Source organism: Myroides sp. DF42-4-2, assembly GCF_030326445.1.
Classification (GTDB): Bacteria; Bacteroidota; Bacteroidia; order Flavobacteriales; family Flavobacteriaceae; genus Flavobacterium.
Window position 1 is genome coordinate 30,011 of sequence record NZ_JACAKI010000009.1, and the last position, 12,694, is coordinate 42,704.

The 12,694-nt window shown below is 38.7% G+C and carries 12 protein-coding genes; 5 read left to right on the plus strand and 7 right to left on the minus strand.

Annotated features, from left to right (window positions below; all coding sequences use genetic code 11):
* Positions 1–3 precede the first annotated feature (3 nt).
* Genes fusA through rpsL form a run of 3 tightly spaced genes read right to left on the minus strand, consistent with a single transcriptional unit; the run spans position 4 to position 3,043 of the window.
* Positions 4–2,139 (minus strand): elongation factor G, encoded by a 2,136-nt coding sequence (fusA, locus tag HX062_RS08345; RefSeq protein ID WP_182626745.1) that lies wholly within the window; start codon positions 2,137–2,139, stop codon positions 4–6.
* A 21-nt stretch (positions 2,140–2,160) separates the two neighbouring features.
* Positions 2,161–2,637, minus strand: a complete 477-nt coding sequence (gene rpsG, locus HX062_RS08350; RefSeq protein WP_002987522.1) for a 30S ribosomal protein S7 — start codon at positions 2,635–2,637, stop codon at positions 2,161–2,163.
* 25 nt (positions 2,638–2,662) lie between these two features.
* A complete protein-coding gene (rpsL, locus tag HX062_RS08355) occupies positions 2,663–3,043 on the minus strand; it encodes a 30S ribosomal protein S12 (RefSeq protein ID WP_002987523.1) in 381 nt (126 codons plus the stop codon).
* A gap of 183 nt (positions 3,044–3,226) precedes the next feature.
* Here rpsL and HX062_RS08360 point away from each other — a divergent pair, with 183 nt between their 5' ends.
* Positions 3,227–4,888: a BamA/TamA family outer membrane protein gene (locus HX062_RS08360; RefSeq protein WP_286467090.1), complete on the plus strand. Its 1,662-nt coding sequence runs from the start codon at positions 3,227–3,229 to the stop codon at positions 4,886–4,888.
* 107 nt (positions 4,889–4,995) lie between these two features.
* Complete coding sequence (gene rlmB / locus HX062_RS08365) at positions 4,996–5,730, plus strand: 23S rRNA (guanosine(2251)-2'-O)-methyltransferase RlmB (protein WP_182626747.1); 735 nt, start codon at positions 4,996–4,998, stop codon at positions 5,728–5,730.
* Positions 5,731–5,881: 151 nt separating this feature from the next.
* Here rlmB and HX062_RS08370 read toward each other — a convergent pair whose 3' ends face one another.
* Entirely contained in the window at positions 5,882–6,673 is a 792-nt protein-coding gene (locus HX062_RS08370; RefSeq protein WP_286467091.1) for a rhomboid family intramembrane serine protease, read from the minus strand.
* 152 nt (positions 6,674–6,825) lie between these two features.
* Between HX062_RS08370 and HX062_RS08375 the strand changes: the two genes are divergently transcribed.
* Entirely contained in the window at positions 6,826–8,103 is a 1,278-nt protein-coding gene (locus tag HX062_RS08375) for a replication-associated recombination protein A (protein ID WP_286467092.1), read from the plus strand.
* A 14-nt stretch (positions 8,104–8,117) separates the two neighbouring features.
* On the opposite strand, the gene HX062_RS08380 is transcribed toward HX062_RS08375, so the two are convergent.
* From HX062_RS08380 to HX062_RS08390, 3 genes are all read right to left on the minus strand, one after another.
* Entirely contained in the window at positions 8,118–8,816 is a 699-nt protein-coding gene (locus tag HX062_RS08380; RefSeq protein WP_182626750.1) for a YjjG family noncanonical pyrimidine nucleotidase, read from the minus strand.
* 57 nt (positions 8,817–8,873) lie between these two features.
* Positions 8,874–9,614 (minus strand): JAB domain-containing protein, encoded by a 741-nt coding sequence (locus HX062_RS08385; RefSeq protein WP_286467094.1) that lies wholly within the window; start codon positions 9,612–9,614, stop codon positions 8,874–8,876.
* Positions 9,615–9,743: 129 nt separating this feature from the next.
* Entirely contained in the window at positions 9,744–11,096 is a 1,353-nt protein-coding gene (locus HX062_RS08390; RefSeq protein ID WP_286467096.1) for a UDP-N-acetylmuramate--L-alanine ligase, read from the minus strand.
* Positions 11,097–11,380: 284 nt separating this feature from the next.
* On the opposite strand from HX062_RS08390, the gene HX062_RS08395 reads away from it, so the two are divergent.
* Together HX062_RS08395 and HX062_RS08400 are read left to right on the plus strand one after the other, a co-directional pair.
* Complete coding sequence (locus tag HX062_RS08395) at positions 11,381–11,833, plus strand: DUF4190 domain-containing protein (RefSeq protein WP_182626753.1); 453 nt, start codon at positions 11,381–11,383, stop codon at positions 11,831–11,833.
* A 170-nt stretch (positions 11,834–12,003) separates the two neighbouring features.
* Positions 12,004–12,207 (plus strand): hypothetical protein, encoded by a 204-nt coding sequence (locus HX062_RS08400; protein WP_286467097.1) that lies wholly within the window; start codon positions 12,004–12,006, stop codon positions 12,205–12,207.
* Positions 12,208–12,694: the final 487 nt, after the last annotated feature.

Below are 12,694 nucleotides of genomic sequence, written 5' to 3' on the forward strand. Positions count from 1 at the left end.
AAATTAAGCGTTTCCTTTTGCTTTAGTGATTACAGCTTCTGAAATGTTTGATGGTGTTTCAGCGTAGTGAGAGAACTCCATTGTAGAAGTAGCTCTACCTGATGATAATGTTCTCAATGTAGTTACATATCCGAACATTTCTGATAATGGCACAGAAGCTTTAACCACTTTTGCTCCATTTCTATCATCCATGCTGTTGATTTGTCCACGACGACGGTTCAAATCCCCAACGATATCACCCATGTTTTCTTCAGGAGTCAATACCTCTAACTTCATGATAGGCTCAAGAATTACAGCACCAGCAGCTTTAGCAGCCGCTTTGTAACCCATTTTCGCTGCTAATTCGAACGATAAAGCATCCGAGTCAACCGCGTGGTAAGAACCATCTGTTAAAGTTACTTTCATCGAATCCATTTCGAAACCTGCTAAAGGCCCTTGTTTCATCGCTTCTTTGAATCCTTTTTCTACAGAAGGAATATATTCTTTTGGTACGTTTCCTCCTTTTACCTCATTTACGAATTGTAATCCAACGAATGGTTTTCCATCCACATCGTCAGCAGGTCCAATTGTAAACACGATATCCGCGAATTTACCACGTCCACCTGATTGTTTTTTGTAAGACTCTCTGTGGTTTGCAACACGAGTAAGCGTTTCTTTGTACTCAACTTGAGGCTCCCCTTGGTTCACTTCAACTTTGAATTCACGTCTCATACGGTCGATTAATACATCTAAGTGCAACTCTCCCATACCAGAGATTACTGTTTGTCCAGAAGCTTTATCTGTTTTCACAGTAAACGTAGGATCCTCTTCAGATAATTTAGCTAAAGCAGTACCCATTTTATCCATATCCGCTTTTGTTTTTGGCTCAATAGCGATACCGATAACTGGATCAGGGAAATCCATACTTTCTAATACGATAGGATGTTTTTCATCACATAATGTATCCCCTGTTTTGATATCTTTAAATCCAACAGCAGCTCCAATATCTCCAGCCTCAATATATTCGATTGGATTTTGTTTGTTTGCGTGCATTTGGTAGATACGAGAAATACGCTCTTTGTTTCCTGAACGTGTGTTCAATACGTAAGAACCAGCATCTAAGTGTCCTGAATAAGCTCTAAAGAAAGCTAAACGTCCTACGAAAGGATCTGTAGCGATTTTAAATGCTAATGCAGCAAACGGCTCAGCAACTGATGGTTTACGAACAACTGGCTCTTCAGTATCAGGATTTGTTCCTTCGATAGCTTCCTTGTCCATCGGAGAAGGTAAGTAACGACAAACAGCATCCAACATAAACTGAACCCCTTTGTTTTTGAAAGATGAACCACAAGACATTGGGATGATGCTCATATCTAATGTAGCAGCACGTAATGCTCTATGGATTTCGTCCTCAGTGATTGAGTTCTCATCTTCCATATATTTTTCAAGTAGATTCTCGTCATAAGCCGCGATCTCCTCGATTAATTGACCTCTGTATTGTTTAACATCGTCAACCATATCTGCAGGAATCTCAACTACGTCAAAAGTAGAACCATGATTTTCATCATGCCATACGATTGCGCGGTTTTTCACTAAGTCAACGATACCTTTGAAATCTGCTTCATCACCAATTGGTAATACGATTGGCACAGCGTTTGATTTCAACATATCTTTAACTTGCTGACATACTGCTAAGAAGTTAGCTCCTTGACGGTCCATTTTATTAACGAACCCCATACGAGGAACTTTATAGTTATCAGCTAATCTCCAGTTAGTTTCAGATTGTGGCTCAACACCATCAACTGCACTAAATAAGAATACTAATCCATCTAATACACGTAAAGAACGGTTCACCTCTACTGTAAAGTCAACGTGACCCGGAGTATCAATAATATTGAAGTGGTACTCCATAGACTCAGCTATCTTCTCACCTTGTTTAGTTGGGAAATTCCAAGTACAAGTAGTCGCTGCTGAAGTAATAGTAATACCTCTTTCCGCCTCTTGCTCCATCCAGTCCATTGTAGAAGATCCTTCGTGAGTTTCTCCCATTTTGTGGTTTTTACCTGTGTAGAACAAAATACGTTCTGTAGTAGTTGTTTTACCAGCATCGATGTGAGCAGCGATACCAATATTTCTTGTATATTTTAAATCTCTTGCCATTGTATAAGTTTTCTGTAGGGATTAAAATCTAAAGTGAGAGAACGCTTTATTAGCCTCAGCCATTTTGTGCGTATCCATTCTCTTTTTAACTGCAGCACCTTCTTCTTTAGCAGCAGCTAAAATTTCAGAAGCTAATCTTGCAGCCATAGATTTCTCATTTCTTCTTCTCGCATACAAAATCATCCATTTCATTGCCATAGAAATTTTTCTATCTGGACGAATTTGCATAGGAATTTGGAATGTAGCCCCTCCAACACGACGAGAGCGAACTTCTACGTGTGGCATAACGTTAGTTAACGCCTCTTTCCAAATTTCTAATGAAGTTTTCTCCTCATCTTGTTTCTTCTCTTCAACGATTGCTAAAGCATCATAAAATACTTTAAAAGCCGTAGACTTCTTACCATCCCACATTAAGTTATTCACAAAACGCGTCACTAATTGATCATTAAATTTCGGATCTGGTAAAAGAGGTCTCTTTTTCGCCTGTCTTTTTCTCATGTCTTTTTCTTAAACGTTTAAACGATTATTTTTTGTCTTTAGGGCGTTTTGCACCATATTTAGATCTTCTTTGTGTTCTACCGTTTACTCCAGCAGTATCCAAAGCTCCACGTACGATGTGGTATCTAACACCTGGCAAATCTTTTACCCTTCCTCCTCTAACTAATACTATCGAGTGCTCTTGTAAATTGTGTCCTTCTCCTGGGATGTAAGCGTTTACTTCATTACCATTTGTCAAACGTACCCTTGCAACTTTACGCATTGCAGAGTTAGGTTTTTTAGGTGTAGTAGTATAAACACGCGTACAAACTCCTCTTCTTTGAGGACAAGAATCCAAAGCAACCGATTTACTCTTCTTAGTTAATTGGGTTCTCCCTGTTCTTACTAATTGTTGAATTGTTGGCATAATGTTTATTAATAATTTCTACAATATATTATTCCCCACTATATACGGGGTTGCAAATGTAGAAAGTTTTTTTCTTTTATCAAAAGACAATCTATTAATTTTCAAGTAATTTATTTATTTTATTCTTTAAGTCTCAGCTTCTTACTTTTTTTATTTTACTTTACACCTAAATATATAGTCAAGGTGCCTAAGTTAATTCTCTCTCTTTTTTTGTGTTGCTTGCTAGGATTTACTAGCTATGGACAAGATGTGCTATTGACCCTTGAAATAACAGCTACCCAAGAAAAAGAGCGCGAATTGCTACACGCCTTGGCGTATGAAAAAAAACATTCGGATTTACAATCTGTCAATCAAGCAGTTGCTCAAATTGATCTACTGTTACAACAAAAAGGATATCTTTCCTTCACTAAAAAGAAGGAACAACAAGATCTTCACATTACTTATCACTATACACTAGGTGATCCTATTCGCCAAGTGATCCTATCGAACAAACTACTCTCTGCTTCGATTCAACAACAACTCAATTTTACGCGAGACAGTCTTGTTCTCGATTTTGAAGCGTTGTCTCCTCACTTACAACAATACACCAAACAATTGGATCAGCATGGCTTGGGGATGTCAACCTTACAGTTGCTCAATCACAACATAACCAACGCTATTTTATACTGTGATTTAAAAATTGACCTTACCAACAGTCGCCAACTGGATCAGATCGCCATAAAAAGCACCACCAAGGTTCCTGAACACATTATTCGACAGGTGACCAAGCGCTACCTCAACAAACCATATAGCGACCAACTTGTCTCTGCCCTTTCACAAACCGTGAGTGAGCTCGACTTTTTGAAGTCCTATAAAACACCAGAAACCTTGTTTACGGATGATGCAACTACCTTATATCTATATGTAGACAAAGCCAACACCAATTCTTTTGATGGTTTTATGGGGTTTAGCACAGACGAAGAGGACAAATTCACCATGGCAGGCTATCTTGATTTAGCACTACACAATGTACTAAACAAAGGTGAGTCTATCGCCTTGTACTGGCGCAGTGATGCAAACAAACAAACGCAATTTGACTTCAAAACCTCTTTTGTATACCTTTTTAATACTCCTTTGAATGTAAGCGGTCAGCTCAATATTCAAAAACAAGATACGATTTACCAAAACACTAAACTTGGTCTACAACTGGGCTATGCCATCCGATACAACCAAAACCTCAAATTGGGCTATCAAAGCACCTCTTCTACTACCAACAGTGTATTGCCTTCGATGGAAAATTTTGACAGCACCTTTTTTACGCTAAACTATACATTAACAAAAAAACGAGCGAATCTTCCTCTATTCCCTATCAATTATACTTTAGATGCATTGGTTGGTACAGGAAACCGAACAACAGAGGATTCCAAGCAAGCGCAATACATCGTACAAGTTCACGCCAATAAGAATATCGAGCTAGCTCCCAAGCATTACTTTTATATTAATTGGACCTATTACGCGTTATTCAGCAAAGACTATCTGATTAACGAACTATATCGCTTTGGTGGAAGTCAGTCCTTACGCGGATTTCAGGAAAACAGTTTACTGGCCAATCAGCTGAATTTAATTAATACAGAATATCGCTTTTTAGTACATCCCAGCCTGTACTTGCATACGCTTTTTGATTATGCCATTCAAACCTATAAACCCTTGGAACAAAAGAACACCTTATATAGTATAGGTATGGGACTAGGTTTTATAACAGCCTCGAGTTACTTTAATCTATCTTTTGCCAACGGCAAACAACCGGGTATTCCATTTTCTTTTGACAATACAACCATTCACATCGGCTTCAAAACGTTGTTCTAATTTTATCTTTTAAGTTGGCTACTACAATTGCAACATCGGAAGACAAAAGTTTAACGCTACTGCAAAAAACATCTAACGCATAATAAAAATATAACTACCTTTGCGCCATGGATCAGGAGAATCAAATTTTTGGTATTCGCGCGATAATCGAAGCCATTGAAGCAGGTAAAGATATAGACAAGGTATTCTTACAAAAGGATGCACAAGGTGAATTAATGAATGAGTTAATCAAAACACTAAAGAGAAACAACATTAACTTCTCTTATGTGCCAATTGAAAAGCTCAATCGCTTGACAAAGAAAAATCACCAAGGAGCTATTGGTAGTATTGCACCTATTACATTTATCTCATTAGAGGAGTTGGTTGAAACTACCTTAGAGAAGAAAGAGAAGCCTCTTTTTGTTGTGTTAGACCAATTATCTGATGCGCGTAATTTTGGCGCAATCATCCGCACGGCAGTTTGTTGTGGGGCAGACGGAATTATTATTTCTAAAAATGGTGCTGCTCCTGTAAATGGGGATACCATCAAAACTTCTGCTGGTGCTGTTTTCAATATTCCTATTTGTAAGGTAGACCACATCAAAGATGCTGTTTTCTATTTGCAAGGTTCTGGCGTATTAACGTTAGGTGCTACTGAAAAAGCAGAAAAGGAGATCTACGATGTTGACCTCAACGTTCCAATGGCTATCATTATGGGTAGCGAAGATAGAGGAATCAATCCTTCCGTTTTAAAGATCATTGATGAAAAAGCAAAACTACCTATGTTCAGCACCATCGATTCGTTAAACGTATCGGTTGCATGTGGCGCTTTTCTATACGAAATCATTAGACAAAGACGATAGCTGGATAGGACAATACCCAAGCGAAGGAAAGGTAGATCGAAATACCAAAACAACTAGGAATTAGTTGACTCTATTTAAAAGTAGAAGCGTACGCATTCAACAATAAAAAAGGAAAGGATTGCCATGGCAATCCTTTCCTTTTTTAGTTGAGCTAATTTTCACTCGCAAAATAAGTGCTGCTATCCCCATTTTCCTTTATGTCACTTCTCTTATATAGTATAGGCAATGTTTTTCGATAGGGATTTTTCAAAGCTTCAGCTTGGCGTACTTCTTTGGGGACGATCACAAAATTGCCCTCCGCATCAAAGCACTGCATAAAGGGATCGTTGCTTTCATTATAATCGGGTGACTGCCATTCGTATTTGTATACCTTCTCTGCATATACAGGTGATTTTAATACGAAAGACAACAGCATACCCGTGATAAATCCACTGAGGTGACCTTCCCAAGAAATACCTTCTTCAATATCGGGAAACACGTACCAAATCATACTGCCGTAAAGCATCACAATCAGAAGAGACAATGCGACTAAGCGGAAATACTTGGTTTGTATTCCCTTGAAGAACATATAGCTCACCAGCACGTAAATCAATCCACTTGCTCCAATGTGATAGCTTTCTCTTGCGATCAACCAAGTACCTAATCCGGATAAAAGGATTCCCCATCCCAAGATTTGCCACACTTGTTTTTTGTAAAAGAATTGAACGAGCAACAGCAAGACAAATAGGGCGACGGAATTGTTGTAAATATGTTTGAGCCCTCCGTGAATAAAAGGGCTGAAAATGATCCCCCTCAATCCTTTTAGGGTGCGAGGATATACTCCATATTGGTACAATTGTAAGTAGTCTTTCCAATCCAACCAATACACCGTCCAAATCAACATTAGAAATAAGACGGGCAGTATGATTAAATCGGCAGTGATGACAAGTTGTTTCTCTTTCATTTGATCCTGTTGAATGCTAGGTAAAACATAAAGATATAAAATAGTGTTTCAATTCAGCTAGATAAAGCAAAGGGAATGTATACAATTTTAAACGACTTCTTTTTATATGAGATTATAGATTGTATTTTTGTATTTCTCAAAATCACAATGTCATGGATGCACCATTAGCAGAACGAGTACGACCGCAGACCTTAGCTGACTATGTCAGTCAAGCACACTTAGTGGGGGAAAAAGGAATCTTAACAAAGCAATTGCAAACGGGTTTTATTCCTTCTTTGCTTTTTTGGGGACCTCCAGGCACGGGCAAAACGACATTGGCTGAAATCTTAGCTAAAGAGAGTCAACGTCCTTTTTACGTTTTGAGTGCGATCAACTCGGGGGTAAAAGACGTCCGTGAGGTGATTGACAAAGCGAAATCGAATCACGGTTTATTTACGGCTCGCAATCCGATTTTGTTTATAGACGAGATTCATCGCTTTAGCAAATCCCAACAAGATTCGCTTTTAGCGGCGGTTGAACGCGGCTGGATAACTTTAATTGGCGCAACAACAGAAAACCCTAGTTTTGAAGTTATTCCTGCCTTGCTTTCGCGCTGTCAGGTTTATACGTTAAACGCTTTTACCAAAGAGGATTTACGCGCACTGTTAGACCGCGCTATCACTAAGGATTCTTTTCTAAAATCTAAACGCATCGACCTACAGGAAACCGAAGCACTTTTTCGTGTATCGGGAGGAGATGGACGAAAGCTCCTCAACACCTTTGAACTTATTGTCAATGCGACAACGGGTGATGATATAGTGGTCACCAATGACTATGTAATGCAAATTGTTCAGAAAAATACGGTTCTCTATGACAAAACGGGAGAACAGCATTACGACATTGTCTCAGCATTCATTAAATCCATCCGTGGCAGTGACCCCAATGGGGCTGTATATTGGTTGGCCCGTATGATTGAAGGAGGGGAAGATGTAAAATTTATTGCAAGGCGATTAGTTATTGCAGCTTCTGAAGATATTGGAAACGCTAACCCAACGGCTCTAATCATGGCCACTTCTACCTTTCAGGCTGTATCTGTTATTGGCTATCCGGAGAGTCGAATTCTCTTGAGCCAATGTGCGATTTACTTAGCCACGTCTCCAAAGAGCAACTCGACCTATATGGCCATTGGTCAGGCGCAACAAATGGTAAAGCAAACGGGCGATTTATCGGTTCCCATTCACTTGCGCAATGCGCCGACCAAACTCATGAAGGAATTGGGTTATGGAGAAGAGTATAAATACTCCCACGACTATCCGAATAATTTTGTCGATCAGGAATTTCTTCCTGCAGAACTTACTGGCACTGTCTTCTATGAGCCTGGACAAAACAGCCGTGAAAATAGCACGCGTGAGTTCTTAAAAAACAGATGGCAATTCAAATACAACTACTAATACAAAAGCCTGCTCTACAGCAGGCTTTTTATATCTAATAAGGTATTGACTTGTGGCAAAGTTAAGGGAACTGGTTTGCGGTGTTCGTTGTAATAGATAACATCCATTCCCACATTTTGCGCTCCTTCGATATCTGCCAATAGATTGTCTCCAATCATAACCGTGTCTTCCACTCCTACTTTAGCTAATTGCAAGGCATAGGCAAAGATTTTGGCGTCTGGCTTTTTTACACCCGCCAGTTCAGAATTGGTTACCGTTTGAAAGAAACCATCAATTCCCGAGTTCTTGATCTTACGCGCCTGAACTTGATCAAATCCATTGGTGATAATATGTAACCTATACTTCTCGTGGAGATACTCTAGGATTTCAACTGCACCATCGAATAGGTAATTGTGGTTGGGAAGATAATGCAAGTACTTATCTCCCACTTCCAGCATGCGTTCTGTCGATGTGGTATACTCCAACAACTCAAAGGTATCTCGGATTCTACCAATGCGCAATTCCGCTTGAGATACTTGATTAAGACTATAGCGATCCCAATAATTTGCATTAATATCGACATAATGCTCTAAGAACGCTTCAATAGTAAAGGGCAATTTCATTTCGTCTAGCACTTGCTCGAAAGCTAAAGCAGAATTCTTTTCAAAATCCCACAAAGTATGATCAAGGTCAAAAAATATATCCGTTTTATGTTCAAACTTTTTTAAATACATCCGTTTTATTTCTTAGTATAAGTACAAAAATACGCATTTTGAAAAAATAGGGACACCTTATAAGGTACCATGATCTGCAAAACTATAATAATCATATTCGGTAATGATGAAATGATCTAAAATAGAGATATCCATAATCTTACCTGCTTCTTTAATTTTCTTGGTGATTTGGAAATCCGCTTCACTAGGTTTGAGTTTTCCTGAGGGATGATTATGAACGAGAATAACGGCTGTTGCTTGTTTTTCTATAGCTAGTTTAAACAGTATTCTCAAATCCACAATCGTTCCTGTGACACCTCCTTTACTGATGTTTACTGTATCAATGCATTGGTGACTTATGAAGGGATTCTCTTTATTGGCAACAACAGCACGAACGCGATTGGCGTTGTTTAAAAATATGACCCAGAACTCCTCATGGGTTAGTTCTCCTAGTTTGGGTTGCATCAATTCAAATACATCTTGACTACAACTGATTTTATTTTGATTCACGGCATCTGCCCTTCGTCTACGTTGCCCAAGTTCTAGCGCGGCAACAATTGCAATTGCTTTGGCTTGACCGATACCTTTAAACTGTTGCAAGTTCAAGACGGATTGTTTAGCCAATTCGGACAGGCTGGTATCATAGTTCGCTAAAATCCGTCGACTGAGGTCAATTGCGCTTTCGTTTTTATTTCCCGAACCGATTAAAATGGCAAGCAACTCCGCATCACTAAGGGAGTTTTTCCCTTTGAGGAGGAGCTTTTCTCTTGGGCGATCATCTTCTGCCCAGCTGGAAATAGGTTTTCTGATGGCTGACATTATCTTGCGGTTTTTACTCTTTCAACCTCAACAAAAAGCAGTCCTAAAAAACGAAAGCAAACCTCAACTATTCGTTTATTCAATATTCTCCATAAAAAAATCCTTTCGTTGAAAGGATTTTTTTATTTTTTATATTGTTTGAACGTAGGCATTCAAATCTAACCCGCCATAATCTCCAGAACTCATAAATAACAGTACGCTATTTTTTAATTCCAGTGTTTTGATAAATGCTTTAAAGTCTTCCGCATTGGTATAGGTTGTCAAAGATGGTAAGGCGAAGGCCTCTTGCATTTGAGCTGCAGGAATCTCTGGCATGCGTTTGATTTTTAAAGCTTCTAAGGAATAGAAAACCACAGCTTGATCTGCAGGGTCTAAACTACCTTTGTATTCAGTTAAGAAATCAGCATTCAAGCTGCTATAGGTATGCAATTCTAAACAAGCCACTAGCTTTTTGTCTGGGTATTGTTCGCGAACTGCCTTCATTGTTGCTTTTACCTTACTTGGCGAATGTGCAAAATCCTTATAGACCACTGTAGTATTGTTGTCATACAATTTTTCTAAACGTTTAGAAGCGCCTTTAAAACTGGTAATAGCATCATAGAAATCATCTTCGTCAATTCCCATATTCTGACATACCCATTTAGCACCACTGATGTTATTGATGTTGTGCTGACCAAACACCTCTAAGGGCATCGGTCCTTCGGAAGTCACTAAATAAGCAACTCCATCAACAATCTCATTTTCTAGGGTTGTATAAGGGATTTTGCGAATTGGATTGCTACTTTCTTCAGCAATTTGTTTGACGATTTCATCTTCTTCGTTGTAAATTAGAATGCCACCATTGGTAATTTTATCAATAAAAATGCGGAACTGATCCACATAGTTCTCCATCGTTGGAAACACGTTAATATGGTCCCAAGCAATACCGCTCAAGAGGGCGATATTGGGTTCATATAGATGAAATTTTGGACGTCGATCAATAGGAGAAGAAAGATATTCATCGCCTTCAATGAGGATGAAATCATTTTCATTAGTTAGGTTCACCATACGATCAAATCCCTCCAGCTGTGCTCCTACTAAATAATCCACCTCGACGCCATGGTAATTTAACACGTGCAACACCATCGAAGTAATGGTCGTTTTTCCGTGAGAACCTCCAATGACTACACGGGTTTTATTCTTGGCATGTTCATAAATAAACTCGGGATAGGAATAGATTTTCAGGCCTAACTCTTTAGCTTTGATCAACTCGGGGTTATCTTCTTTGGCATGCATACCCAAAATCACAGCGTCAATTGCCGGTGTAATTTTTTCTGGATACCAACCTTCTGTTTCGGGAAGTAGTCCTTGCTTGGCTAATCTCGTTTTAGAGGGTTCAAAAATAGCATCGTCACTTCCTGTAACAACATCTCCTTTTGCATGTAAGGCTAAGGCAAGATTGTGCATGGCACTTCCCCCTATTGCGATAAAATGTACGCGCATTATATATCTTTTTTACGTCGATTCTTATTGGAGGATAAAATTACAATTTTATTACTAAAAAAACAGAATACATTTTCGAATGCCGGTACAAAATCTGTCTTCCTTTCAGTAAATTACAAGTAGCCTCTAGTCGTAGTTGTTGCTATATACCTATCCCTCTCGTTGGTATTTCTGCTGTCTTCTTATACCTAGGTGTTCACAATTTTGGTGCAAATTTGCTTTTCACCAAAGAATTGAGACAAAATATATCGTATTTTTGCTAAAATTTATATAAAAATCACCCTATGAACAATTACAATCCACCACCAGTACCGCCACAAAAAAGTGAGAGCAACACGCAAGTATTGGGTATTTTAGCTCTTGTAGCAGGGATCATTGCTTTACCTTCTTCTTTTATTCCGTGTTTTGGACTTATAGCGCTTATTGTTTCAGTTGTCGCCATTGTATTGGGGATCTTAACTATCTCCAGTGCTAAGAAGCACAACGAAGCAAAAGGGTTAGGAATAGCTGGGCTTGTGCTTGGAGGCATCAGTTTTATTATTATACTCGCTTGGGGAGCATTCTTTGCTACTGCTGCCAATGCTGTAATTAATGATCTCAACGACATACAGAATGAGATTGAAAGCCTTAATCAAGACGATTATACCCCTTATTACGAGGAGGAATATAACGAAGCAGAAGATTCACTTCAAGGGCAAGGTGAGGTATACTATTTAGACGAGCAAGTAGCAGAATAAGGGTGAACAACTATAAGATAATTAACTGTATTTTTTTTGTTTTAATGCTCTGTCTATGGGGGTATATTTTCTGGCTTACTACAGCTACCTCAACCGCTTTCAGTATTCGTTCTTCCTGTGAGGGACTCCCTGAAACCTTATGTAGAAGCAGAGGCCTAACACGAGATTTTATGGCGTTAATACAAGGAAAAAAAGACTTAATCAACCCTTATAGCTATTCGATTTTTCTCTTTTTTATTTATGTAAGTATAAGTAGGGGACTATTAGTTCTACTTCCTGTATCTTATTATAAAAAGGGACTATTATATGTCGATCTCCCCTTGTTATCTATTTTCTTTTTATACGCATTTATCCCCTTATTGGGAATTATTTAAAAAACATAAAAGAGGCTGTCCAAAAGGCCTAAAAACAAAACCCCTTCTTTTTTAGACGGGGTTTTTTCATTGTCTATCCCGATTGTGCGGATTTTTAATCCTGAGGTAAAAATAGTTGTTTCAATCTATAGAACAAGCTCAACAAAATACAAAGCAACGGATATTCATAGTACCTATTTCATACCCCTAACAACAGTTAGACGGATAGATGAAGGCCCGGGCAACAAATCTGCACCATCGGACAAAGAGCTTTGTATTTAGATGAATTTAGACGAAAAAGAAGGGGTAGTTTCTTGCAGTAAAACGGAAAGAGGTTGGATTTTGTTCGAGTCTTGTTCGAGTCTTGTTCGAGTCTTGTTCGAGTCTTGTTCGAGTCAGCTTCGGTAAATCGGGGTTTATCCCAAGTAAATACGCATGTCTATCGAAGAAGACCCGAACAAGAGTAAAACCAAACAACACAAACAACTAAATAACAGCTTTTTGTATT